This window comes from Marinomonas sp. (genome assembly GCF_039940335.1).
Classification (GTDB): domain Bacteria; phylum Pseudomonadota; class Gammaproteobacteria; order Pseudomonadales; family Marinomonadaceae; genus Marinomonas.
This window is the reverse complement of record NZ_JBDVGW010000005.1, coordinates 141,851-167,293: the sequence shown is the minus strand read 5'-3', so window position 1 is coordinate 167,293 and position 25,443 is coordinate 141,851. Positions and strand designations below refer to the sequence as shown.

The following is a 25,443-nucleotide window of genomic DNA, read 5'->3' as shown; positions in this document are numbered from 1 at the left end:
AATAATCTCCTAGCGACGGCCGTGTAGGCGGCGCAAGTAGCGAGCCTGCCAAAGGTTGATGGCAAATAACAACACTAAAGAAGCCATTAACACTACCGAGGCGATGGCGCTGGCAGCAGGGAAGTTAAATTCCTGTAGGCTGACAAAAATCATCAGTGAAGTGATTTCACTCACATAAGGCATGTTGCCCGCAATAAAGATAACAGCGCCAAATTCACCGAGACTGCGAGTGAACGACAGGGCTACACCTGTCATTAGCGATGGCCAGAGGGCTGGAAAGATAACCCGACGAAAGACCGACCAATCTGAAGCACCAAGGGTCATCCCTGCCTCTTCTTCTTCCGCGGAGAGTTCTTCTAAAACAGGCTGTACCGTCCGCACAACAAAAGGAATGCTGGTGAAGGCCATAGCGAGCACGATGCCAACAGGTGTGTAGGCGACCTTGATGCCTAGGCTGCTGAGCACTTGCCCATACCAGCCATTTTGCGCATACAAGGTGGCGAGGGTAATGCCCGCCACAGCAGTGGGCAGAGCAAAGGGTAAATCCACAAGGGCATCAAGGATGCGTCGCCCTGGGAATTCATAGCGCACTAGTACCCAAGCCAGCAATAAACCTAAGAAGCCATTGAAAATAGAGGCAAGAAAGGCGGCCCAGAGAGTGACTTTATAACTGGCAACTACCCGTTCATCACTGATTACATACCAGTATTCATCCCAGCCCATCTCAACGGACTGCATGACTAAACCTGTCATGGGCAATAGCATGACAAGGCTGATAAACAACAACGAAGTCCCGAGGCTTAAACCTAGGCCAGGTAGTACGCGTTTATGTTTAGGGCGTGTTGCAGACACGCTTAAATTTGTTGCCATGTATATGCCTATGCGAATCGGGCTTAGTAGAAGCCGCTAATGGAGTGGTTGAAATACGCCATAAAGCGTTGCCAATAGAATGCACAAAAGCCGGGCACGCAATGCGTACCCGGCTTAGTCGTTCAGCGACCGTTATCGACGTTGTAATTTGTCGAGCTTGCCACCGTTTTTAAAGATTTCTTGGGTCGCTTTTGGCCAGCCGCCCGCGATTTCTTCAACAGTAAGCAGTGTTACTTCAGGGAATGTCTCAGCAAATTCAGCTTTTACAACATCATTGTGAATACGGTAGTTAAAGCCGGCTAACAGACGCTGAGATGCTTCGCTGTATAGGTAGTTTAAGTATTCCGTTGATACTTCTTCTGTGCCGTGTTTTTTAGCATTTTTGCTGACAACGGCCACAGGGAATTCGGCCAAGATGGACGTTTTTGGTACCACCACTTGGTATTCGTCAGCCCCGTATTGGTTGCGAATGTTGTTTACTTCAGATTCAAAAGTAATCAGTACGTCACCAATGCCGCGCTCAACAAATGTTGTCGTCGCACCACGACCGCCGGTATCAAATACCGCAACGTTTTTTAGGAAACTCGCAAGGAAGTCATCAATTTGGCTTTCCTTGTCTTTACCAAAGGTTTTCTGAGCATAGCCATAAGCCGCTAAATACGTGTAGCGACCATTACCAGATGTTTTCGGATTCGGGAAAACTAGCGCGACGTCATCACGAACTAAATCACCCCAGCTTTGAATATTCTTTGGATTGCCTTTGCGAACCAAGAAAGCCGTCGTGGAGTAATAAGGAGAGCTGGCATTCGGGAAAGCGTCTTTCCAATCCGCTGGGATCATTTTTGCGCGATCATGCAAAACTTGAACGTCTGTCACCTGGTTAAAGGTCACCACATCGGCTTGTAAGCCATTCATGATAGCGTTGGCTTGCTTAGAAGAGCCCGCGTGAGACTGTTTAATTTCGATCGTTTGTCCTGTTTTTTCTTGCCAGTGTTTTTCAAAAGTAGGGTTATAAGTCGCGAACAACTCACGTGCAATGTCGTATGAGGTGTTTAGGATAGTCTGATCCGCTGCAGAGGCTTGAGCAGCACTCGTTAGTAAGACAGCACCAGCAATAGATTGGTAAAAGCGTGATTTCAATTTCATAGGTCCCTCAGCGGAAATAACAGTTATTCTCAATTGTGAGGGAGATTCTACTTAAAAGATTTTGTTATTACAATTGATCGAATTGAACTTTTTTGGAATATGGTTGTCGCGATAAATTATGAGCAAAAAATAACCAAAAGACCCCCTTAAAGGTTAAGGCTGATAATGGTGTAGCAGTAGAAACAGAAGCATAAAAATAAGCCAGCTAAGCTGAGTTCAAATAGCCCTTGCGGAAACCCTCGGGCTTTTTTTTGTAAACTTTGCAACCGGCTGCTTATGGGAGCTGGCCAACGTTTCGCTGGCAACATTGGGAAACTCGCCAGTATCATTAATGCGCCAGATACACAGGCCATATTCCCCCAAAATTCACCTAAATGCTGACTACCGTACCAAAAGAGATTCCAAATACCGGCGAGCAGAATGAGAGTCGATAACCAATCTTGCTGAGTTTTCAGCCTTGCACGAAAAGGGTTTGGTACTAATAAAAGTAATGCAAGCGCCATAAAAACAGTCATTACAATACCCATCAGATTTACCCCTAAGTGATGAAAAAATGTTCTATAAAGTGTGAGAATAACGATTAGTCGTAATAGGGTGAACGTTTCTTACACAAATTTACAAGAAAAGTAGAGTGAGGTTGCCTGAAGAAGGCCGCCATGTTGAACATGGCATTCGAGCAAGGAGATGGATTTTTTAAGTTTTGTAAGGTTGAGATTAGTCAATCTACAGGGCTGCCCATATTAATAGCATTTGCGCTTTAAATAACCAAAATATTAATTCTCTTCTTGCTGGTTATCCAGTTGCCTAATGATAAGAAATGAATTACTGTACTAGTACGCGAATACATGGCGTAAATTAAAGCCCCAAGCAAGAGTCGAATTTATGCAGGACTTAATTCAGTTTCTAAAGGTCGCGAACGATGATGGCGAGTTGGCCAAGCGTTTGACCGCTTTACTAACCCCTAACGAGCTGGGTGAACTTCAGCATCGTTTACAGATTTTTGCCTTGCTAGAGCAAGGTGTGCCCCAGCGCGAGATAGCCAAACAGCTAGGGGTTGGAATTGCTACGGTGACCCGTGGCTCCCGAGCATTTAAGGAATTAAAAGAATCATGAGCAGCCAGTCTTATTATCAAAAAAGACCGGAGCGTATTACGCTACCGAGAAAGCCTAAGTACATTACCATCAGTTCGGATTGTGACTTTTTTGCCTTATTCAAGAAGGTGGAGAAGCGTTTTGACAACTGCTTTATGTTGGAGTCACTTGGGGAAGAGAGTTTTATCTCCCGTCACTCCATCATAGGTTTTGACCCTGAAAAACTGATCTGGGCAGAAGGTAAGAAGCTGTTTATTCAAGAGCGAGATGGCACTACAGAAGCTTATGAATCGGACAACCCTTACTATTTATTGCGGGATATCGTGCCACAAAACATCTTGTCTCGTGGTTTTGCTGGTGGGTTAACGGGTTATATTGGTTACGATAGTATGAACTACTTCGAGCCGAGTTTAGATCTACAAGCCAGTGAAATGTTCGATGCATTCCGCTTTGGACTGTTCAAAGACGGTTTGATCTTAGACAAGATGACAGGTGAAGTTTTCTATTTCTACTACGAGGACGGCGATTTAACCGGTAATCGTGTGGATCTTGTGAAGGAAATGATGGCGGAACCTACCCCTGAAAATGGCCCTTTTGTGGTTCGCCCAGTAGGGGAGTCGATGACCAAGACGGATCATGCAGATGCGGTAGCGAAGGTTAAACAAGACATCATCGACGGTAAGATTTTCCAATGTGAGGTGGGCTTCAAAAAGTGGTTTGACCTAGAAGGCGACACCATCAATTTGTACGAGCAGTTGCGTGAGGTTAACCCATCTCCGCAAATGTATTACATCAAATTTGGTGAACAAAAAGTCATTGGGGCTAGCCCTGAGTTGTTGTTCCGCGTCCGTCAGGGAGAAATGGAAACCTTCCCACTAGCGGGAACGGCAAAACGTGGTAAAAATGCCACAGAAGACACCGCTTTGGCGCGTGCCTTACTGAATGACCCGAAAGAAATTGCGGAACATAACATGATCGTAGACTTGCACCGTAACGATATTGGCCGTGTGGCACGTTTTGGTACGGTGAAAGTGCGCTCACTCATGGACATTAAGCGCTTTAGTCACGTGCAGCATATCTCCAGTGAGATTGTTGGCATTATGGCGGAAGATCATGACATGTTCTCCGCCCTGGCGAGTAATTTTCCTGCCGGTACGCTGACCGGCGCGCCAAAAATTGAAGCCATGAAGATCATTGATGATCTAGAAAACGACGGTCGTGGGCCATACGGCGGTGCGGTAGGTCAGTTTTCATTTAACGGTGATTGCATGTTTGCCATTCCGATTCGTACTGTGTTCGCTAATGGCAATAAAGCCTATGTACAAACCTGCGGTGGTAATGTTTATGACTCCAATGCAGAAGATGAGTACGAAGAAATTCAGCGTAAATTTGCGGGCACGAAACGAGTATTAGACAGTTTCGCTCCCGATAATTCACAAGATAAGGTTTAAGGAAGGCAAGATGAAAGTTTATATTATCGATAACTACGACTCCTTCACTTATAACCTGTATCAGTTTATTGGTGAGGTTTTGGAAACGGAAGTGAGCCAAGGTGCACTGCACCAGTTTGAAGTGATCGTAAAACGTAATGACGAAGTCACCCTAGAAGATATCCGCCAAGCGGCGCCCGATAGAATTATCATTTCTCCGGGGCCGGGCTCACCAGACGATAAAGCTTACTTTGGTGTGTGCGCTGAGGTAATTTTAGAGTTTGGTAAAACCATTCCGTTAATGGGCGTGTGCCTAGGCATGCAAGGTATCTGTCATGTATTTGGCGGCCAAGTTGTGAAAGCGCCTTTGCCGATGCATGGTAAAACCAGCCCGATCAACCATAACGGCGAAGGCATCTTTTACGATATTCCCGACCAGCTTGAAGTCATGCGTTATCACTCATTAATTGCTCAAGCCGAAAGTTTCCCTGATGTGCTGGAAGTTACCGCATCCGTTGGGGAGTTAGCGTCAGCAGACTTTAACAACTTGGCAGCCATTCATCAGGGAGGTGAGTTTGAATTGATGGGGGTTCGTCATAAAGAGTATCCGATTCAAGGCATTCAATTTCACCCAGAATCTTTTGCTACGGAAGGCGGCAAAGACTTGATTAAAAACTTTTTATTTCAAGCCTAACTAAGTCGTTATATCGCAAAAAGACCGCTTATCGAAGCGGTCTTTTTGTATCAGGTTAGGTCTCTGAAGGCGTATCTTTTAGCCATTGCCAAATGCGTCCGAGCCATTCATAAAAAGTTCTTTCACTCTGGTACGCACCGTAAGCACTGATTTTCCAGCCGCTAGTATCGGAACCCAGAAACAGCGCTGGCGCAGGATAAATTTGGGCATCGAGGGTGTCGAAATAAATCTTGGCACGTTTCAGATGGGAAGCTTCGGTCACTAAGGCCACCCGCTTTCCGGTTAGGTAAGGGGCCATGCTTTGAGCTTCTTCTTGGGTATCTTTGGCCTCAGGGAAAGAACGGATGCGATCCTCGGAAACGCCGAGTTCCATGGCGGCTTTGCGCATGACATAGGCATGAGGTTCTTGCATGGGACCAGAATAGCCGGAGACAAATAACTGTGCTTTAGGGTTAGCTTTTAAGATGCGTAGCCCTTCTTCTAGGCGAAATAACGCGCTCTGCCCTAAAGCCATTACTGCTGGCTGATTGCTGATATTTTTATGACCGCTTCCCAATACCACCACGAAATCAATGTTTTGTTGGGTATTAAACACTGCAAAATCCTGTTCGACCGTAGTAATCAGTCGATTCGATATAGGCTCCCAACTGGTGGTTGCGAGTAATAAAATACTCGCAACCAAACCTAATCGAGCCATGTTTGGCCATTTTCTCATGAGGAATAAGCTGACGATCAGTAGCATTAAGGTGAAGGGGATGGGCATGAGTAACATGCCAATGACTTTTTTAAGATAAAATAACACCCAGCTCATAACGTTTTACTCAACTTAATAGCTTTATGAATTCATGTCTCTAGGGTAAAGATATTGCCAGACGATGGAAACGAATTTGTGACAGTGACCACGAGCAAGGTGACAATCGCTCACTAGAATTTCACCACTAAAGAAGGAGCCTTTATGTCCACCACGGACAATACACCATTAGCCATTCAAGCTTGTCCTCAAGAAGCAGAATGGTGGCTGCCACGCCATCAGCAAAAGCAGCAAGAAAAGTCGGCCATGGAAAGCGTTAATCTGGTGTTTCTTGGGGATTCCATTACCCATGCTTGGGAAGATAAAGGTCTTTCTGTCTGGCAAGAATACTATCAGCCCCGAGGAGCCTTAAACTTAGGCTTTTCTGGAGATCGTACCGAGCATGTGTTGTGGCGTATTGCCAACGGAGAGTTGGATGGTATTGCCCCTAAGGTGCTGGTGCTGTTAGTTGGAACGAACAATACTGGCCACCGTCAGGACCCAGCTGAAGAGACGGCACTTGGGGTGAAGTGCATTCTCGAGCAGCTGAAAGAGAGACTCCCTACTACTAAAATTTTGTTACTCGCGGTTTTTCCTCGTAGCGCCAAGCCAACACAAAAATTGCGTTGCCTAAATGATAAGATAAATACCTTAGTTGAGAAATTTGCTGATGAGGAAACGGTTTTTTATCGTGATTTATCTGCCCTTTTTTTAGATAGGGAGGGCTACTTGAGTGGTGAGGTAATGGCGGATTATTTGCACCCAAATGCCAGCCAATATCCCCTTTGGGCGAGTGCCATCGAGGTCTTTTTGCAAAAACATCTCTAGTTTCTACGTATTAATACTTATCTGTCTGCGTAGTTTTTACGTCCTTTTCGGTATTCGTACGAATTGTTTGCGCTTTCTAAGCGGTGCATGATCCATCCTGCTTTAACCGTTCAATAAAAATAAACGAAGTGCATAGCCATCATAGGCATAGGTAAAGCAGATTAAGGTAAGGGTGTCCTGCCTAATTTGTTGATGTTTTCCTGTTACTTGATGCAATGGTTACTTCTTAATTTGATAACAGGATGATAAAAACAATGAAATCCTTGAAATTTACCACTCTAATCGCTGCTGCGGCAGTGACCATTAGTACCTTCTCTCTACCTGCTTTCTCTGCAGATCGCGTATACAAACTTAAGATGGCCGAAACTTGGTCCTCTAACTTCCCAATTTTTGGTGATGCGCCACGTAACATGGCCCGCATTGCAGAAGAAATGTCTAACGGACGTTTAAAAATCACCATCGACTCAGCGAATAAGCATAAAGCGCCATTTGGTGTTTTTGACATGGTTCGCTCTGGTCAATACGACATGGGCCACTCAGCGTCTTATTACTGGAAAGGTAAAGTGCCAAATACGTTGTATTTCACAACGATGCCTTTCGGTATGACAGCGCCAGAGCAATATGCATGGTTCTATCACGGTGGTGGTATGGACTTGATGCAAAAAGTCTACAAGCCATTTGGCCTGTTGTCTTTCCCAGGTGGTAACACAGGTAACCAAATGGGTGGTTGGTTCCAAAAAGAAATCAACTCTCTTGACGACCTTAAAGGTCTAAAAATGCGTATCCCTGGCTTCGCTGGTGAAGTTATGGCGAAACTGGGTGCTAAACCAACGAACATTGCCTCTGGCGAGCTATACACAGCCCTTGAGCGTCGCACTATCGATGCACTTGAGTGGGTAGGTCCTTCTCTTGATCTACGTATGGGCTTCCACAAAATCGCCCCTTACTACTACACAGGCTGGCATGAGCCTGCAACGGAACTTCAGTTCTTAGTAAATGAGCGTACTTGGAAGAAATTGCCAGATGACCTTCGTGCTATCTTGAACACTTCTATGAAGCTTGCGTCTTACGATATGTACATTCAGTCTTACCACGAAAGTGCTGAAAACTGGGTAACAATGAAGACCGAATACCCGAATGTTCAGGTAAAAACCTTCCCTCATGACGTTCTAGTAGCTATGGAAAAAGCTAACCAAGAATTGCTAGATGAAAAAGCAGCAGCGGATCCACTAGCGAAAGAAATTCTTGATTCTCAAGCCGCTTACATGGAAAAAGCTCGCGTTTGGACGAATATTTCTGACCGTGCTTACTTAGATAGTGTTGATTCCCTAGCAGACTAAAACCTCTCTTAAGGCGAGCCACAAAACATTTGTGACTCGCCTTATCATTTTCTAGGAGCTTTATATGGTGTTACTTAACCTAGAACGAGGTATTACTCGTTTTTCAAATTTACTGGGTGTGGTTTCCACGGTTCTGTTCATCGTTTTACTGTTTAACGTTTTTTACGATGTCCTTATGCGTTATGTGTTTAACGACGTATCTATTGCAATGCAGGAGCTGGAGTGGCACTTATATGCGGCCATCTTCTTGTTAGGTATTCCTTACGGCATTCAGCACGGTGGTCATGTTCGAGTCGATTTGATTTACGAAAATTTATCCATTCGTGGTAAAGCATGGATTGATTTATTTGGTTGTGTGTTTTTCCTATTACCCTTCACTATTTTGGTGGGTTATTACGGTGTTGGTTTTGCCCACGAGGCTTATGCTTTAGGTGAGACCAGTGGCGATCCAGGTGGATTACCTTATCGCTGGATTATCAAGGCGGTCATTCCTTTTGCCTTTTTCTCTATGGCGATCAGTGGCTTAGGCATGTTGATTCGCTCTATTAATGTGATTCGAGGCGTGAGTGAAGAAGGTTTCTCTCATCCCCCTATTCAGCACTAATTCAAGTTTTTATTCTCAGCGAGTAGGTTGTTTATGATTGGCATTATTATGTTTTTCGTTGCCCTAGTATTGTTACTACTAGGCTTCCCCGTGGCCTTTACGTTTGGCGGCGTGGCATTGATCTTCGGTGTATTTGCCGAAGGCTTCGATATGTTTGCTTTTATGCCTTTCCGCATACAAAGCTACATGGAAAATACCGTTATGATGGCGGTCCCCCTGTTTGTCTTCATGGGCATAGTGTTACAAAAAACCAAGTTGGCTGAGCAGTTGCTAGAAGCCATGGGTAAATTATTTGGCGGTGTACGAGGTGGTTTGGCTATCTCGACTATCTTAGTTGGTGCATTGCTAGCGGCTTCTACCGGTGTGGTAGGGGCAAGTGTGGTCGCCATGGGGCTTATCTCACTACCGGTAATGTTGAAGTACAAATACAACAAATCATTAGCGTGCGGCACCATCTGTGCGTCTGGTACTCTGGGGCAAATCATTCCACCGTCGATCATCTTGATCATTCTTGGTGATGTATTAGGCATTCCAGTCGGTGACCTTTTCCAAGCGGCCTTAATGCCTGGTATGGTGTTGATTGGTTGTTACATTGTTTATATCTTGATTCTGACGTATTTGAATCCTGAAATGGCGCCACCAATTCCAAACGAAGATGATACTGAAACCCGTGCGCAACAGATTCGCAGTGCACTCAAAGCGATTATTCCACCGCTTGCCTTGGTACTGATTGTATTGGGTTCTATTTTCACAGGTGTCGCAACACCAACAGAATCGTCTGCTTTAGGTGGTGTCGGTGCGATTGTTCTAGCCCTTATCTATGGTCAGTTTAGCTGGAAAATGATCTACGACAGTGGTCTAGAGACAGTCAAAGTAACCGCCATGGTATTCGCTATCTTAATGGGTGCGACCGCCTTCTCTATGGCTTTTAGTTATACTGGTGGTGATTACATCGTAGAAGAAGTATTGCTAAACCTACCGGGTGAGAAATGGGGCTTCATCATTCTAGCGATGATCGCGATTTTGATCTTAGGCTTCTTTATCGACTTCGTAGAAATTGCTTTCATTATCGTACCGATTTTGGCACCAGTCGCGGAAGCGTTAGGAGTGAACATGGTATGGTTCGCGATCTTGATCGCCATGAACCTACAGACATCCTTCTTAACACCGCCCTTTGGATTTAGTTTATTCTATCTCAAAGGGGTGGCACCTAAGTCGATACGCACCACCGATATTTATAAAGGGGTAACGCCGTTTATCCTGATTCAAATCGCGGTATTGGCCAGTATTATGATCTTCCCAAGCTGGTATGGCATGGGTTAATAAAGTGATCTAATACATCGTACTGACATACTAAAGCGGATCATCATGATCCGCTTTTTGTTTTTTGACACAGACAGAGTAAAGTGACGCTTTGCTAAGTGCTTTAAGAGGATAGTAATAGTGGGGTTAAAGAGTAAGGTTTTCTTGTTAGCACTTGTGCCACTGATTATGGCCACATCCATTATTACGTTTCTCAGTTTGCAATCTGCACGAGAGCTGGCCGAAGAAGAGCTGTCCATTTACGAATTTAATTTAGTTAACGCGAAAAAAGAAGCGCTTATTAATCATGTAGATATCGCGTTAACTGCTATTCAGCAAGTACTAGATGATGACAGCCTGACGGATTTAGAGGCACAGCAGCAAGTCAAAAAAACGCTTACCAATCTACGTTACAGTGACGACGGTTACTTTTTTGCCTACGAAATGTCTGGGGTAAACCTTGTTCACCCAACGATTCCCGGGTTCGTGGGTAAGGATTTGTGGAGCTTCCAAGACAGTAGCGGCAACCATCTTATCCAGGGTTTAATCAGTATTGCTCAAGCGGGTGGCGGCTATTACCGCTACATCTGGGAAAAGCCACCTCTCATGACTCAAGAGGAAAAAATCAGTTACGTAGTGTCTATTGATCGTTGGAATTGGATGATGGGCACGGGGTTATATCTAGATGATGTCTATGATGAGCTGGCAAAAACCAAGCAAACCATGAATGAGAACATTCAGCGTAGCTTTATCAGTGTGTTGATTGTCGTTGTGATTACTGTGGTTCTGGTTATCCTGCTCGGGGTGGCGATCAATCTTCATGAGCATAAGTTAGCAGACACCCGACTTAATGAAATGGCGCAACGTTTTATGCGTTTACAGGTTAATGAAAGGCGTGGCTTCTCCCGTGAATTGCATGATGGCATTAATCAGTTATTGGTCAGCTGTAAATTTCGAGTGGAGTTGGCGGGCAACAAACTGCGTCGAGCCATTGATGATGAAGCGGTGCAATTAGAGCTTGAGAAAGCCAACGATTTAATCAATCAAACTATCGGTGAGGTGCGGCAGATTTCTCACAACCTTAGACCGACTATTCTGGATGATTTAGGGTTAGATTCCGCATTACGCTCTCTTATTGATCAGTTTACTGAGCGCACTAGTATGCAGGTGGACTACCGCTATAAAGTCGCCTTTGAGATGGCCGATGAGGTGGAAACGTCTATCTACCGACTGACGCAAGAAGCGCTGACAAACATAGAGAAACATGCTCAGGCAACTCTCGTGGTATTGAGTTTTACTCAAACAAATCAACAGCTTGAGTTTACCTGTCAAGATAACGGCGTCGGCATAAATAAAACGGGCAAAACGTCTCCTGGCATTGGTTTTATCAATATGCGTGAACGCCTAGAGTTGATTGGTGGTGAATTTAGTGTTTCCTCTAATAAAGGGCAGGGCACAAGAATTTATGCAGCCTTTCCGGTTTGATGGTAGGGTATAGTCCTGAAAATAACGATAGAGAATTCATTATGTCAAAGGCGTCTTCTAGATTAAGAGTGTTATTGGTAGATGATCACACCTTGGTGTTGGATGGTTTGCAAGCTCGCCTTGAGCTAGAAGATAATATGGACATTATCGGTACGGCCAGCAATGGTTTGGAAGCGCTGCAAAAATCTGCTGAATTAACGCCAGATTTAATCTTGATGGATGTTTCTATGCCCGTTTTAAATGGTTTAGAAGCGACTAAGCGTTTTAAAGCAGAACAACCCAATGTGAAAATCCTCATGCTAAGTATGCATAATGACAAAGAATACATACTGTCACTCATACAATCGGGTGCCAATGGCTACGTATTAAAAGACGTGTCCTCGGAAGAGTTAGTGCAAGCGATTAACACGGTTCATCAGGGCGGTACTTACTTTAGTGCTGGGGCGTCAGCTTCGCTCTTCTCCCCAACGGAAGTGAATCAACAAGCGGAAGAGCTAACCAAGCGTGAAATCTCTGTGCTCACCGAAGTGGCCATGGGCTTGTCTAATAAAGAAATCGCCCAAGCTTTAGACATTAGTGTGCGTACTGTTGAAACACACCGTCAGAACATTAAGAACAAACTCGATATACATACCTCAGCCGGCTTGGTCAAATACGCCATTGAACAGCAGTTGATAGACTAGTTGTCGAAATAGCTTAGCTTTATGAGATATGTCAGGCGAAGTAACTCATCAGGATAAGGAGTCTGCTATGTTGTTTCAGCGTGTTGCTATTGCTCTATTCATCGGGCTATTTAGTCTTAGTCTACAGGCGAGCAGTTCCCAACAAACATTGCCTCATGAAAACATAGCCGATGAACCCGATAATTTGGCGGAGACGGTTTTTGAGCTTGAGCGCAGTTTGGCCATATTACAGCTTTCTACTGCGCGATTAAGCGACTACCAAAGCTTAGCGGAACACGTTGCAGAGAATCGCTCCTTGCAAGATAAGGTTAATTTTCTCATCTGCTTTGTTTTTATCATGCTGGTGGCATTACTTGTTGTTGCTTATCAATTGCGGAATACGCAGAAAGCCCTCAACAAGCTCAAGGTTTCCACCGAAGGAGACAGCTGATGCAACCTCTACTAATGATCATTGATATGCAGCAAGGTATGTCGTGGCCGCAGGCGGGGAAGCGAAATAACCCTAATGCAGAACACGATATTGCGGAATTACTTAGCCATTGGCGCCAGCAACAAGCCCCTATCCTCCATGTTTGCCATCATTCCCGTGACCCCCACTCATTATTTTGGCCTGAGCAAGAGGGGGTGTTGTTTCAGCCAGCCCTCGTGCCCTTAGAAAACGAAAAGGTGCTTAAGAAATCTGTACCCGATGCTTTTACCCATTCAGGTCTTGAGCAATGGTTACACGAGCAAGCCATTAGGGATTTGGTTGTGGTGGGTGTGAGTACCAATAATTCAGTAGAAGCGAGTGTGCGAAGTGCAGGAAATTTAGGCTTTAACACCTATGTGGTAGCAAGTGCTTGTTTCACTTTCGATAAAGTGGATTTCAATGGCGTGTTACGCAGTGCAGAAGATGTACACGCTATGTCATTGGCCAATTTACAGAGCGAATATGCCGAGATTATCCACAAAGATCAGGCGATAAAACACCTCTCAGCTGAAGCGTTTTAAGCTATCTAACGATACACATAGGGGTGTTGGCAATTGGGTCTGTATGTATTTGAGCATCCACATTAAAAACAGACAGAAGTAATTCTGGGGTCAACACGCTATCTGGACTGCCTTGAGTGACGACATCTCCATCTCTCATAACAATTAAGTGGTCACAATAACGAGCCGCTTGGTTAATATCATGCAAAACAGTGATAATTGTTTTTCCCTTTTGGTTCAACTGCCGTAATAGCTTCATTAGTTCTACCTGGTGGTTGAGGTCCATATAGGTTGTAGGTTCATCCAGCAGTAAATAAGGTGTGTCTTGAGCGAGTGTCATCGCTAACCAAACACGTTGCCTTTGTCCTCCAGAAAGCTCACTGACGTATTGCTCAGCTAAAATATCGACACCTACTTGCTGCATGGCTTGTTGAATGATGACGTGATCCTTTTTGTTTAAACGTCCCCAAAAACCGGTATAAGGGCTGCGCCCGTAAGCGACAAGATCTTTGACCTTGACGCCTTCAGGTATTGGCTGGGTTTGCGGTAAAAGCGCCAATTGAGTGGCCAATTGTCGAGAAGGCAATTTATGTAAGTTTGTACCTTGCCAGCGTACTTCACCACTTTGTGGTGTCAGAATTCTTGCGATGGCTTTTAATAAAGTAGATTTACCGCAGCCATTTGGTCCTAGCAATGCCACTATTTTACCATCCGGAATGTCCAAGGTTATTTGCTTGACGATGGTTTTGTCTTGATAGCCAACGTTAAGTTGGTGAATGCTAAGTGACATATCTATTTTGTCCGAAAAAGTAACCAAAGAAAGTAAGGCGCGCCAATAATTGCGGTCATGATGCCCGCGGATAATTCAATCGGTGGGTCAATCGTACGTGCGGCCAAATCGGCCAGTAACAACAAGGTTGCACCGACGAGCATTGTACTGGGTAATAAAACCTGGTGACGGCCGCCCACGAGTTTTCGAGTCAAATGCGGAGCGACTAAGCCTAAAAAACCAATTGGACCACAAATAGCCACGCAAGACGCGGTTAGACCCACGGCGGTTGCCAAAGAAATGAGTCGTAAAGAGTGAGCATTCACTCCTAAACTAACCGCACTTTCGTCTCCCAGTACAATCAAATTTAAAGGTTTAGCGAGCCAAAAGGCCAAGGGTATTAATACTAACCAAGGTAATAAGGTCGTGAGTTGCTGCCAGCCTCGACCCCATAAACTACCCGTTAGCCAAAGTAAGGCGTTATTGATCTCTAAAGGTTTCACAAGCATGAGAAAATCTACACAGCTTGCATACAGTGCTCCTAGCGCGACGCCTGTAATGGCCAGTTTAATGGCGCTACTGTGCTGCCCGCATAGCCACCAAAGAATGAGCGCAGCGCTGAGTCCTCCCAACAGGGCAATACCGGGTAGCCAACCAATATCGGCATCAGGAAAAACTGTCATGTAAACAACAGCGGCTAAACCTGCTCCGTGACTTACCCCTAATACATCTGGAGATGCTAAAGGGTTGCGAATAACCCCTTGTACCAATGTGCCAGCAAGCGCCATCATTGCACCGACCAGCATGGCGATAATAGCTCGAGGTAGACGATATTCGTGCAAGGTAAAATAGTTTGCACTGTCGGGCTGAAAGCCGTCTAGAAGCTCTGCTATGGGAATCGAAACAGCACCAAACATTAAGTTGACGACGAAGAGTGACAAAACGCATAAGACCAATATAGGCAAGGCTTTAGTGTTCATCACACGGTTCTCTTCTTAACAAGGTAAATAAAGAAAGGGGCACCGATTAGCGCTAAAATTGCACCAGCGGGTGTTTCTAGGGGAAACACAATGGCACGGCTAAGCGTGTCGGCAATCACTACTAATATTGCACCTAATAGCATCGCCATCGGCAAAAAATATCGATGATCTCGTCCACAAATGAGCCGGGCCATATGAGGAATGAGTAAGCCGACAAAGCCAATACTGCCAGAGACACTGATAGAGCTACCGACTAAAAATAATACTAAGACACTGCCACCTAACTTTACCCAAAGTAGTGATACACCTAGGTTTTGTGCATTATCATCGCCTAGCTGTAAGAGGTTTAATCGAGGCGTTAGTAGCTGACAACCGATAAGACCAAACATGGCAATGGGCCAGAACATAGACCAGCGCTGCCAACTAGAATTAGCGAAACTGCCCGCCAACCAAGAAAGGACTGCAGAGGCTTGATCTTCTTCCATGATCACGAGAGCTTTTGTTAAGGCGGCACACAGAGCAGAAATCGCTACGCCAGCTAATACTAGGCGACCATTATCATCTCCTACTCGCCAGGCGCTCGACAGCACCATCACTAAGCACCATGCAATACCGCCGCCTATCATGGCCGCCATCGACGTGCCTAGCAGGCCAAACCAAGGCGAAATAGTGGAGACTGTTGCCATGCCTAAGGCCGCACCAGCATTAATGCCGAGTACCGAAGGCGATGCCAGAGGGTTCTGGGTAAGCCCTTGCATAATGACGCCTGCGGCGGCCAAGCAAGCACCGACCGTTGCCGCTAACAATGCCCTTGGCAAACGAATATCGTAAATAATATGCTGAGCAATAGACTGTTCATCAAAGTGGATAAGTGTCGAAACAGCGTCATTAAAGGTGATAGGAAAGCTCGACCAAGTAAAGAGACTGGTAAGAAACGTCACGACCAATAAAAGCACCAACATCAGGCTGTAGGCTAGATAAGTAGGTAGGGGTAATTTCATGGTTTTAATAAACTAACAAGGGTTTGACCGATTGCTTCTGCAGCCAGTACACCACGACTGCGCGACCAAATACTCGGGTTATCAATGTGATAAACATGTTTGTTGCGCACGGCTTGCAACAATTGCCAAAGAGGCTCTTGTTGCCACTTAGTACTAATGTCTGGCTGCTGGTAATGGCCGATAATGAGGTATTCAGGATTATTCGCGAGGAGCTGCTCTAACCCCGTATGCACCGAGCTGGATTCTTGTGCGACGATAGTTGGTGTTTTAAAACCGAGACTTTGCAGTAACGTACCTACATAAGATTGACCGGGATGTAGCGCCATATAATCGTCAAGAGCAATGCCAAATTGGACTTCTATACCTTGTGGAAGTTGGTGTGATATTTTCGCCATGGTTACTTTATGTTGTGCCAGTCTGGCTTGCATTTGGGCGTCGTGACCAACCACTTGACCGATTAAACTGGCGGCTTTTAAGTGTCCATCATAGGTATCATGCCGAGATTTAAGCATTAGGGTCGGGGCAATCTTTTGCAAATCACTATACACGGCTGCATGGCGTCCAATATCAGCAATGATTAAGTCAGGCTTTAATGAGGCTATCATTTCTAAGCTAGGTTGAGAGCGCGTGCCGACCGATGTCCATGGCGCAATGCGCTGGCGAACCGCTGACAGAATACGTGTTTTATCTTTGTCATCGGCGATGCCGATGGGACTGATGTCGACAATAGCTAGTGCATCCACGAACGAATACTCTAACGCAACGATTCGTTGTGGCACATACTCTAAAGTGAAGTCTCCCTTCATGTCTTTAACCGTCACCGCCATTGTTGTATTGGCGATCAAACCTAAAAGTAGAAAAGAGCGCTTTAACCACATAGTAAGCATGCTTGAGAACCTTATAAGCATCGTTGGCTCGCTAGTGAGAAATAAGAGCGACGAGATCTTGTGCCATACGTTCTGCGGCCATAATTCCTCGGCAACGCGCCCACACATTGCCGTCTACTGCATAAATATGCTGAGATTGAGAGGCTCTCAATAAACCAAATAAAGGGTTACTTTGCCACGTGTCGATAATATTTGGTGAAACATATTCGCCAACAATCAGGTACTCAGGGTTCACGGCTAGTAATTGTTCTAAGCCAATCTGACGGCTAGATTTTTTATCGCTCAAGTCCAATTCTGGCTGAGTTAACCCCAATGCGGTGATAACACCGCCAGCGTATGAGTCTGAAGTATGCAAGTAAAGGCTATCTTTTCTGGCGACGGTAAATTGCAGTTGTGCGCTTTGAGGAAGCTGTTCTTTATAGCTTTGCATGGTTTTCTTATGTACAGCTAAGCGCTCTTGCATTTGATGATCTTTATTAAGCACTTTGCCGATAATGGCTGCCGCTTTTAGATTGTCCTCATAGGTTTCACGGCGTGAAGGTAAAATCAACGTTGGGGCGATTTTTTGCAGTTCTTCATAAACACTTTCATGGCGCTCAATGTCAGCAATAATTAGATCTGGTTTTAATGACGCAATGGTTTCTAGGCTAGGTTGGGAACGAGTACCGACAGACTGCCACACACCAATGACATCACGTACTTCCTTTAAAACTCGAGTAGCATCTTTATCGTCTGCAATACCTATTGGGCTGACACCCACTGATGCGAGAGCATCGGCAAATGAAAACTCTAAAACGACGATACGTTGCGGAGTGTAATCTAATGTGAAAGTGCCTTTGCTGTCTTGTACTTCGACGGCACTAGCAAAAGAAGATATTAATAAAGATAGACTAAGAAGAAAGAAATGGGCCAAACGTACCATCGGAAATGTCCTTTTAAGAAGGTATAGGAAACACGAATGATAACACTTATCAACCATAATATCAGCCAATGACCCAGCAGATGTTTGTAAAGTTAGATGCTTTCCCCTTCCTCAATTTTAAAGGGAAGATTGATCACTCTTTGATTCACTTTTTCCCCTTTTAAGCGGGCTAAAAGGTGCTCGGCGGCTAGTCGCCCCATTTCTTCTCTGGGGGTAATGACGGTGGCCAATAATGGTGTCATCACTCGGGCAATATCGTGGCCATGAAAACCGGCAATGCCCATATCTTCAGGCACCTTTATACCTGCCTTCTGGCAACCGTAGAGCGCACCAATCGCTAAGTCATCGTTGGTGCAAAAGATGCCGTTGGTGTCTGGGTGGCGTTCAATCGCTTCCTTCATAAAGCGCTCCCCTAAGGAGAAAGAAGAGGAACTGTCAGTAGACATACAGAACGGCTTAAGCTCATGATCATGCATAGCGGCCTCGTAGCCACGAACCCTAAACAGGGTGCGTTGGTCCATGCGTGCAGCAAAATAGACAATTTTATCATGGCCTTTTTGAATCATTCGCGAGGTCATTGCATAGGCGGCGGCTTGGTTATCAATGCCTATGGCCTGCTCAATCGGAGGGGAAACTGAATCCATAATCTCAATCACTGGGATACCCGCGACCTTTAGCATTTTTCGCACACGCTCTGTGTGGTAGCTTTCGGAAATAATTAAGCCGTCAACATTGTAAGAAAGTAAAGTCACTATGCGGGCTTCTTCCGCTTCTTTACTGTAACCATAATGGGCTAGCATGGTTTGGTACCCAGCGGGTTCTAAAACAGATTCAACGCCACGGATAACTTCGGAAAATACCTGATTTGTTAATGATGGCAGCAATACGCCTATGGAGTGGCTTTTGGATTTAGATAATATATCCGGTGCTCGGTTAGGAATATAGCCCAATTCATCAAGGGCATGAGCAATACTTTTTTGTAACGGGGCTGAAACTTGATCTGGGTTTCGTAAGAAACGACTCACTGTCATTTTTGTCACCCCGACAAGGTCTGCAACATCCTGTAATGTAGGGCGTTTCTTTTTCATAAAAATAAAAATCCTTAAATTGTTACCTGTAACATTATCACGGTGCACAAGGCTAAAGAAGTAAAATAATGACATCTAAAGTATGTTTACTAGGAGGATTTAGTAGAAGGAAGTTAAAAGTTAGAAGCGTGGGAATCGAGTGAGGAGTAAGCTTAAACGCTGTAATGATTACAAATAAGCATAATCTCGGCAGGCTTTGTCATCATTAGCCTGCCGGATTACTTATAGTGTTGATTTAGTCTGTAGTTTTCCGAGGGTCTCTTTTAATACAGCCTCCGGCGCTTGAGCGATGTCCACGATAATGGCTTCGTCCGCAGTTGGCTCGATCAGCGTCGCAAACTGACTTTCTAGCATGTCGCGACCAGTGAAATAGTGGCTGTTTCTTTGCTGGTGGCGCTGCCAAATGGTTTCAATACTGCCTTTTAGGTACACCATGATTAGCTCATCAATACCGTCACGTAATGCAGCACGATATTCAGGCTTTAGCCCAGAACAAGCCACAACTGCCGTATCGTTATCCTTAAGTAACTGGTTTAGGGTGATGAGCCAGTCTTTCCGGTCTTCATCATTTAGCGGAATACCATTGCTCATTTTGTCTATGTTGGCTTGGCTGTGGTAATCGTCACCATCAAAAAATGCTAACCCAAGGCTTTGTGCAACACGTTGGCCGATGGAAGATTTACCCGAGCCAGAAACGCCTAATACTACAATTTTTTTACTCATTTAAACACGTCCTCATAACCTTGCCATGGGCAAGGTTTAATCCATCAGTCGTTTGTCTACAATGGGATAACTACAGAAGTTATTTCCACCAAAGAGCGAGTTGTGGGAAGAAAATCACTAAGCTTAGGACCATTACCTGTAAGCAAATAAATGGCATTAATGAGCTAAAGATTTCACCTAAGCTAATGTCTTTGGGGGCCACGGACTTCAAGTAGAAAGCAGCTGGACCAAATGGTGGGGATAAGAAAGAAACCTGCATATTTAAGCAAAATACAACCCCGAACCAGATTGGGTCGAGCCCTAGCCCCGTGATAATGGGTACAAAAATCGGCATTGTTAAGAGTGCGACACCTACCCAATCAAGGAACATACCCAGTATTAATAGGATGACCATCATGATCAAAATGGTGCCCATTACACTGCCGCCACTTAGCGATAGAATGAGTTCTTCAACAAAGTCGATCCCCCCCATTAGGTTGTAAACACCCACCAGAGCGGTAGCACCTATGCCGATCCAAATAATCATGCCACAGGTGTTCATGGTGGCTTTGGCACTGTCTTTTAGCATGGCCAAGTCAAGTTCACCACGAATTGCTGCACTAATAAGAATACCTACAACCCCAAGAGCAGAAGCTTCAGTAACCGAAGCAACACCGCCATAGATGCTGCCAAGTACCATAATGACGGTAAGCAAAGGGAAGAATAGTGCCTTGAAATAGTTTATGTCTTTATCTTCTGCCAACTCTTCTGCCGTTGGTAAAGGTGCATATTCTGGATGAATCCGACACAAAATCAGCACATAGGCCATATAAGCCAGAGCGAGAATAAAAGCCGGTAAAAAAGCGGCTTTGAAGAGGTCACCAATGGACACACTAGCGGTTAAGCCATAAATAATAAGCACAATACTAGGCGGTAGCATGGTACCCAATGCGCCACCGGCACAAGTGGTGCCTATGGCGAGTTTGCGGTTATAACCTAAACGCAGCATCTGAGGTAACGCCAGAATACCTAGCAGTACAGTTTCGCCACCAATTACCCCAGACATAGACGCTAGCACAATCGCAACCATTAGGGTTTGTACCGCCACGCCACCACGCAGTTTACGGCCAAATACCTTCATGGCATCAAACAAGTCTCTAGCGATGCCAGAACGGTCAAGTAGTGCGGCCATCAACACAAACATGGGCACGGCGAGAAATACATAACCGCCAACAAAGGCGTATAAACGACTAGTGATAAGTGGTAGCGCCCCAACGCCAAACCAGCCGATCGCAAAAACTAAAGCAACTAATGCAGTAACAAAGGCCAGTTGCATACCAGTCAGCAGTAATAGAATCATAGAGCCTAGCATCAGCAGACTGCCATAACCTATGCCCATTGCGGATAAATCAAACATCGTCATTTTTCCTTAGGCCGTTGATTTCTTGAATAAGGTGTAAGCAAAATTGTAGAAACATGACACTTAATGTGAGGAAAATCATGCCTTTAACAAGCGCGGGAAAGACAGGGTTCCAAGCAGATCCGGAGGTTTCTAAGCGCATTTCTCCAAAGGGTGAAAACCAAGAATCTTGCACCATTTGATAGGCCGCCCAACTCAACAAAGCTGAAAAAAATAACCCCATAATATGATGGAAAACATTTAGCCAGCGGCGTGTCCGTGTTGTAACTAGGTCATAAATAAGTACCACGCGAACGTGTTTATTGATGGATAAGGCATAAATACCACCGTAAACGAATAAGCAGCCCCCTAAAAAGGAGGCTGTCTCATGCACCCAAATAGTGGGCGCATTAAACACATAGCGCATCAGTACTTCGTAAAATGATATCGCCACGGTCACAATGAAAAGTAAGCTCAAAGCATTGCCAAGTTTAAAGATAGCGTTATCTAAAAGGTTCCTTGGTTGCTCTGCAGGGTCAGTTTCTGTTGGCTGGTTTTGGTCTTTCATAGTCAGGGGTCCAGTGAAAAGCAGGTGGGGGTAAGGCACCTGCTTTGCGTGGTTTAAAAGCCTATTAGTAAGCGCGAGGTCTTATAGTAAGCCGTTTGCTTCTAGGTAGTTGGTAATAGAGTCATAGACTTTTTGCGCATTTGGAGAGCTTTTCGCGAACGCTTCCCACTGGGTGCGGGCAATAGCACGGAACTTTTTACGCTCTTCTGCGGACCAGTCGTGGACCGTAATGTTTGGATTCTCTTGCGCTGCCTTCACTGCAATTTGATCAGCAATGCGAAGCTGAGTTGTCATATCTTTAGCAAAATCTCGTACTGAAACCGTTAAGATTTCTTGGATATCTGCAGGCAATTTATCCCACTTCTTTTGGCTCATTGAAATGTCGATTAATGGCAAAGAGTGGAAACCAGGCTGTACTGGGTGCGTAGCAATGTCATTCATGCCTGCTTTTTGGTTGGTAGAGAATACCGTGTAGTCGGCAGCATCAATAACGCCTTTACTAAGACCAGTGAACACTTCAGAGCCAGGTAAGTTAACCGGTGCAGCGCCCGCTGCAGCAAAAACTTTTTGAACCAAGCCTTCTGGTGCGCGCAGTTTTAGACCTTTTAGATCCTCAACTCCATTAAGAGGGACACGAGAAACAAAAGACTCTACGCCTGTTGTTGAGCCACCAATAAATTTAACACCGTAAGGGGCGTACAACTCAGTCATTAACTCGAAGCCGCCACCATAGTTAACGTACTGTAAAAGCTGCTGGGTGCTTGACCAAGCTCCAACAGTGTTGCCGATTAGGCCGAACGCAGGATCTTTCCCTGAAAAGAACTCTGTCGCGGTGATATGGCCGTCCAGAATACCCAGTTTTATGCCGTCTAATGTCTCAGTATGTTTGAAAACACTGCCTACTGGTAGTAGGTCGATATGAACTCGACCACCCGTCATGACTTCTACACGCTCGGCCCATTCTTTCTGTACCTGAAAGTTTTTATCGCCCGCTGGGTCAGAGGATTGAAATTTGAATTTGTAATCGGCAGCAAATGCTGAAGTAGAAAGTACGCCAGCCAAGGCTGTGCTAAGAAGTGCGGTGCTGAATTTGCTCATGATATGTCTTCCTGATGTTTATTCTTTTTAGGAAATAGTTAATTGTTACAGTGTAATGTTACCGGTAACTAAGCGCAATGTTACCGGTAACTTTTTGCTGCCGTCAATAGATAACGTTGCAATTTTTGCGGCTTTTCTATACTTGCTTGATATATAAAGAATTCTTTTTCTGGTTTGGCGAGCTAGACCTTAGTCTAAAGAGCATTTTTTTCTGTCGGATAAAAGTGCACACTGAATAACAATAAGAAGATAGGGGAAAAATATGGCTGCGTTAGACATTCCTGAAGTGCAAAAATTTATAACGACGATTCCACCTTTCTCCAGTTTGTCGGCACTCGAATGCAGTCATTTATTGCGCGCTGTTTCTATGACTTATGTTCGCCAAGGGCAGATAGTTCCTTTGCAAGGAGAGGACGCGACGGTACATTTAATTCGTCGAGGCGCTTGTGAAATTCGCACCGCCAAAGGCGTGCTGGTGGATCAAATCGCTGATGGAGAGTGCTTTGGAGTGTCCAGTGCCATGGCTCAGAACCCTGATAACCTTGACGTTGTGGCCCTAGAAGACAGTCTGGTGTATCGCTTAGATAAGACACGTTTTACTGAGACATTGGAAAAGAATGAAGCCTTTGCGATTTTCTTTGAACATACCCGTCATAATCGTCTACGAAAACTCTCCCGCAGTCTAAAAACCAATCTCACTTCACCAACATTACAATTATCCATTGCCGTTGATCATATTATGACTCGGCAATTGATACAGACTGGGGCAGAGGCATCCATTCAGTGTGTTGCTCAGCAAATGACCCAAGCTAGGGTTAGCTCGATTCTGGTGATCGAAGAAGAACGTTTACTCGGCATAGTGACGGATAGGGATTTAAGGTCTCGAGTGCTGGCACTGGCAGGCGATGCTTCACAGCCGGTAAAAACGATTATGACGACTCAACCCACTTGTTTGCCCAGTGGGGCCTTGGTGATGCATGCGCAAATTCTAATGAGTGAGCAAAACGTGCATCACTTACCCATTATCGATACACAGCAACGCGCTATCGGCTTGCTGACGGCGGCAGATTTATTGCGTCATCAGGAATTGAGCCCGCTGTTGTTAATCAACCAGATTAACCGTCAAACTGATGTGCAGAGTTTGGCGAGAGTCTGTCAGCAATGGCCAACGTTACTGGTTAACTTGATCGTCACCGATATGAAGCCTGCGGACATTGGCAAGGTGTTAGCGACCTTGAGCGATAACCTTACCAAACGCCTGATAGAACTGGCAATCGACCAGCTAGGCCCTGCGCCTATGGGGTTTCAGTTTTTGGTATTTGGCTCCCAAGCACGCAAAGACCAATCTCTGGGCAGTGACCAGGATAATGGCTTGATGTTAGAGCGCCCCCCTAACGAAATAGAAGCGGAGTATTTTAGTGCCTTAGGACTATTTGTTTGTGAGGGCTTGGCTGCTTGTGGCATACGTACTTGCCCCGGCAATATCATGGCGTCTAACCCTAAGTGGAGAATGTCTAAAGACCAATGGCAGCAGACATTTCGCCAATGGATAACCAGCAGTGCTCCTAGCGCTTTGCTACACGCCAGTATCTTTTTCGATATACGTTGCATTTATGGGGATGAACGCCATGTGGCAGAATTGGTGGCAGAGATGCAACGAGAGGTAGCTAAAAATAGCTTGTTTTTGGCCACTTTGACCCGCAGCGCTTTAGTAGCTAAGCCCCCGCTGGGTTTTTTCCGTCACTTCGTTTTGGAGTCTTCGGGGGAGCATAAAAATCAGCTAGATTTAAAACACCAAGGCTTGGCACTGGTTAACGATCTAGGACGACTCTATGGATTATCCTGCACGACCTACCGTACTTCGACCCTAGAGCGTATTGCGCAAGCCATGCGGGAGAAACACCTAAGCCAAGAGGTAGCTCGTAGTTTGATGGATGCGTGGAACGAGTTAAATCATCTGCGTTTGGACGCGCAGCGCCGCGCTTGGCAAGAAAACGGCAGCGCCAGTGGTTATCTTGATCCGAAAGCGCTTAGCTCCTTGGAGCGTAAGCATTTGAAAACCACCTTTAGCATCATTAGTGAGGCTCAAGAAGTGGCTCAGCAGCACTTTCTAAGAGGTTACAGCTAGATGTTGGGCTATGTTTGGCAAACACTTCAGCAAAAATATCACTATTGGCAGTCGGCTAAGAAGCATTGGTCTGAGTGGGATTATCTTGTGCTGGATATGGAAACCAGCCACCTGGATGCCAAACAAGGGCATATTGTCAGTGTAGGTTGGGTGTGTATTCGGAATGGCCGGATTGATCTAGACAGTGCCCGTCATATTCTCTTGGAAGCGGCAGATGTGTCTAGTCAGATAGGTATTCATCTTATTACGGATGAAGACATAGAGTCCCAAGGTAAGAAACAGCTCAGTGTGTTGAGGTACTTGCGACACTTACTGCGGGGGAAAATTTTAGTCATGCATCACGCCCCTTTAGAATTGAGCTTTTTGAAACAGGGCTGGAAGACGGAAAACTTAGCGCCTTTTCCTTTGGTATGGCTAGATACCCTAGCTATAGAGCGGCATAAATCACACCGTGCCCAACAACCTATTCAAGAAGGTGGTTTTCGCCTTGGCAAATGCCGAGAGCGTTATGGGCTACCTGACTATCAAGGTCATGATGCCTTGACGGATGCCTTGGCGACCGCAGAACTTTTGTTGGCGCAAGTGGCTTATCAAGGCAAAGACTGCCAGCTACAAGACTTGAATCAATTAGGTGGCGGTCAAACTAAGCTGACGTCAAGCTAATAGGG

At 45.3% G+C, this 25,443-nt stretch carries 27 protein-coding genes; 13 read left to right on the top strand and 14 right to left on the bottom strand.

The window, feature by feature from the left end:
• Positions 1-9: 9 nt before the first annotated feature.
• The 3 genes from cysT to ABJF92_RS02795 all read right to left on the bottom strand — a co-directional run bounded on the left by cysT (position 10) and on the right by ABJF92_RS02795 (position 2,543).
• Positions 10-870 carry a sulfate/thiosulfate ABC transporter permease CysT gene (cysT, locus tag ABJF92_RS02805; RefSeq protein ID WP_446814332.1) on the bottom strand — a complete coding sequence of 287 codons (861 nt, stop codon included), beginning with the start codon at positions 868-870 and terminating at the stop codon, positions 10-12.
• Positions 871-1,002: 132 nt separating this feature from the next.
• Positions 1,003-2,016, bottom strand: a complete 1,014-nt coding sequence (cysP, locus tag ABJF92_RS02800) for a thiosulfate ABC transporter substrate-binding protein CysP (RefSeq protein WP_446814331.1) — start codon at positions 2,014-2,016, stop codon at positions 1,003-1,005.
• A 146-nt stretch (positions 2,017-2,162) separates the two neighbouring features.
• A complete protein-coding gene (locus ABJF92_RS02795; protein WP_446814330.1) occupies positions 2,163-2,543 on the bottom strand; it encodes a hypothetical protein in 381 nt (126 codons plus the stop codon).
• Positions 2,544-2,898: 355 nt separating this feature from the next.
• Here ABJF92_RS02795 and ABJF92_RS02790 point away from each other — a divergent pair, with 355 nt between their 5' ends.
• From ABJF92_RS02790 to ABJF92_RS02780, 3 genes are read left to right on the top strand one after another with little or no spacing between them, the layout of a single operon-like run.
• Positions 2,899-3,129 (top strand): Trp family transcriptional regulator, encoded by a 231-nt coding sequence (locus tag ABJF92_RS02790; RefSeq protein ID WP_446814329.1) that lies wholly within the window; start codon positions 2,899-2,901, stop codon positions 3,127-3,129.
• A complete protein-coding gene (locus ABJF92_RS02785) occupies positions 3,126-4,559 on the top strand; it encodes an anthranilate synthase component I family protein (protein ID WP_446814328.1) in 1,434 nt (477 codons plus the stop codon). Before ABJF92_RS02790 ends, ABJF92_RS02785 begins: the two co-directional genes overlap by 4 nt.
• A 10-nt stretch (positions 4,560-4,569) precedes the next feature.
• A complete protein-coding gene (locus ABJF92_RS02780; protein ID WP_446814327.1) occupies positions 4,570-5,232 on the top strand; it encodes an anthranilate synthase component II in 663 nt (220 codons plus the stop codon).
• A 55-nt stretch (positions 5,233-5,287) separates the two neighbouring features.
• Here ABJF92_RS02780 and ABJF92_RS02775 read toward each other — a convergent pair whose 3' ends face one another.
• The gene (locus ABJF92_RS02775; RefSeq protein ID WP_446814326.1) at positions 5,288-6,043 is read right to left on the bottom strand and encodes an ElyC/SanA/YdcF family protein; all 756 of its coding nucleotides are present in this window, start codon (positions 6,041-6,043) and stop codon (positions 5,288-5,290) included.
• A gap of 144 nt (positions 6,044-6,187) precedes the next feature.
• Between ABJF92_RS02775 and ABJF92_RS02770 the strand changes: the two genes are divergently transcribed.
• The 8 genes from ABJF92_RS02770 (at position 6,188) to ABJF92_RS02735 (ending at position 13,254) form a co-directional block, all read left to right on the top strand.
• Positions 6,188-6,850 carry a GDSL-type esterase/lipase family protein gene (locus ABJF92_RS02770; protein ID WP_446814325.1) on the top strand — a complete coding sequence of 221 codons (663 nt, stop codon included), beginning with the start codon at positions 6,188-6,190 and terminating at the stop codon, positions 6,848-6,850.
• 254 nt (positions 6,851-7,104) lie between these two features.
• Complete coding sequence (locus ABJF92_RS02765) at positions 7,105-8,190, top strand: TRAP transporter substrate-binding protein (RefSeq protein WP_446814324.1); 1,086 nt, start codon at positions 7,105-7,107, stop codon at positions 8,188-8,190.
• Positions 8,191-8,254: 64 nt separating this feature from the next.
• Positions 8,255-8,794, top strand: coding sequence for a TRAP transporter small permease subunit (locus ABJF92_RS02760; RefSeq protein WP_446814323.1), 540 nt, complete (start codon positions 8,255-8,257; stop codon positions 8,792-8,794).
• A gap of 33 nt (positions 8,795-8,827) precedes the next feature.
• Entirely contained in the window at positions 8,828-10,117 is a 1,290-nt protein-coding gene (locus ABJF92_RS02755; RefSeq protein WP_446814322.1) for a TRAP transporter large permease, read from the top strand.
• A 120-nt stretch (positions 10,118-10,237) separates the two neighbouring features.
• A complete protein-coding gene (locus ABJF92_RS02750; RefSeq protein ID WP_446814321.1) occupies positions 10,238-11,581 on the top strand; it encodes a cache domain-containing protein in 1,344 nt (447 codons plus the stop codon).
• A 41-nt stretch (positions 11,582-11,622) separates the two neighbouring features.
• Entirely contained in the window at positions 11,623-12,264 is a 642-nt protein-coding gene (locus ABJF92_RS02745) for a response regulator transcription factor (protein ID WP_446814320.1), read from the top strand.
• A gap of 67 nt (positions 12,265-12,331) precedes the next feature.
• Positions 12,332-12,694: a hypothetical protein gene (locus tag ABJF92_RS02740; protein ID WP_446814319.1), complete on the top strand. Its 363-nt coding sequence runs from the start codon at positions 12,332-12,334 to the stop codon at positions 12,692-12,694.
• Positions 12,694-13,254 (top strand): cysteine hydrolase family protein, encoded by a 561-nt coding sequence (locus ABJF92_RS02735; protein WP_446814318.1) that lies wholly within the window; start codon positions 12,694-12,696, stop codon positions 13,252-13,254. The genes ABJF92_RS02740 and ABJF92_RS02735 overlap by 1 nt, the downstream gene beginning before the upstream one ends.
• Position 13,255: 1 nt before the next feature.
• Here the strand turns inward: ABJF92_RS02735 and fecE are convergent, their stop codons facing one another.
• The 10 genes from fecE to ABJF92_RS02685 all read right to left on the bottom strand — a co-directional run bounded on the left by fecE (position 13,256) and on the right by ABJF92_RS02685 (position 22,647).
• Positions 13,256-14,023 (bottom strand): Fe(3+) dicitrate ABC transporter ATP-binding protein FecE, encoded by a 768-nt coding sequence (fecE, locus tag ABJF92_RS02730; protein ID WP_446814317.1) that lies wholly within the window; start codon positions 14,021-14,023, stop codon positions 13,256-13,258.
• Between the two features lie 2 nt (positions 14,024-14,025).
• Positions 14,026-14,982 carry a Fe(3+) dicitrate ABC transporter permease subunit FecD gene (gene fecD, locus ABJF92_RS02725; protein WP_446814678.1) on the bottom strand — a complete coding sequence of 319 codons (957 nt, stop codon included), beginning with the start codon at positions 14,980-14,982 and terminating at the stop codon, positions 14,026-14,028.
• Positions 14,982-15,983, bottom strand: coding sequence for an iron chelate uptake ABC transporter family permease subunit (locus ABJF92_RS02720; RefSeq protein ID WP_446814316.1), 1,002 nt, complete (start codon positions 15,981-15,983; stop codon positions 14,982-14,984). The genes fecD and ABJF92_RS02720 overlap by 1 nt, the downstream gene beginning before the upstream one ends.
• Entirely contained in the window at positions 15,980-16,870 is an 891-nt protein-coding gene (locus ABJF92_RS02715; protein ID WP_446814315.1) for a Fe(3+) dicitrate ABC transporter substrate-binding protein, read from the bottom strand. The genes ABJF92_RS02720 and ABJF92_RS02715 overlap by 4 nt, the downstream gene beginning before the upstream one ends.
• Before the next feature lie 31 nt (positions 16,871-16,901).
• On the bottom strand, positions 16,902-17,792 hold the full coding sequence (locus tag ABJF92_RS02710; protein WP_446814314.1) for a Fe(3+) dicitrate ABC transporter substrate-binding protein: 891 nt from the start codon (positions 17,790-17,792) through the stop codon (positions 16,902-16,904).
• Between the two features lie 92 nt (positions 17,793-17,884).
• Positions 17,885-18,880, bottom strand: coding sequence for a gluconate operon transcriptional repressor GntR (gntR, locus tag ABJF92_RS02705; protein ID WP_446814313.1), 996 nt, complete (start codon positions 18,878-18,880; stop codon positions 17,885-17,887).
• A 222-nt stretch (positions 18,881-19,102) separates the two neighbouring features.
• Complete coding sequence (locus tag ABJF92_RS02700) at positions 19,103-19,603, bottom strand: gluconokinase (protein WP_446814312.1); 501 nt, start codon at positions 19,601-19,603, stop codon at positions 19,103-19,105.
• 79 nt (positions 19,604-19,682) lie between these two features.
• Positions 19,683-20,999, bottom strand: coding sequence for a TRAP transporter large permease (locus ABJF92_RS02695; protein ID WP_446814311.1), 1,317 nt, complete (start codon positions 20,997-20,999; stop codon positions 19,683-19,685).
• Positions 20,992-21,549, bottom strand: a complete 558-nt coding sequence (locus ABJF92_RS02690) for a TRAP transporter small permease subunit (RefSeq protein WP_446814310.1) — start codon at positions 21,547-21,549, stop codon at positions 20,992-20,994. The genes ABJF92_RS02695 and ABJF92_RS02690 overlap by 8 nt, the downstream gene beginning before the upstream one ends.
• Positions 21,550-21,630: 81 nt before the next feature.
• On the bottom strand, positions 21,631-22,647 hold the full coding sequence (locus ABJF92_RS02685) for a TRAP transporter substrate-binding protein (RefSeq protein ID WP_446814309.1): 1,017 nt from the start codon (positions 22,645-22,647) through the stop codon (positions 21,631-21,633).
• A gap of 262 nt (positions 22,648-22,909) precedes the next feature.
• Here ABJF92_RS02685 and ABJF92_RS02680 point away from each other — a divergent pair, with 262 nt between their 5' ends.
• Both ABJF92_RS02680 and ABJF92_RS02675 read left to right on the top strand, forming a co-directional pair.
• Positions 22,910-24,775 carry a DUF294 nucleotidyltransferase-like domain-containing protein gene (locus ABJF92_RS02680; RefSeq protein WP_446814308.1) on the top strand — a complete coding sequence of 622 codons (1,866 nt, stop codon included), beginning with the start codon at positions 22,910-22,912 and terminating at the stop codon, positions 24,773-24,775.
• Complete coding sequence (locus ABJF92_RS02675) at positions 24,776-25,438, top strand: 3'-5' exonuclease (protein ID WP_446814307.1); 663 nt, start codon at positions 24,776-24,778, stop codon at positions 25,436-25,438.
• Positions 25,439-25,443: the final 5 nt, after the last annotated feature.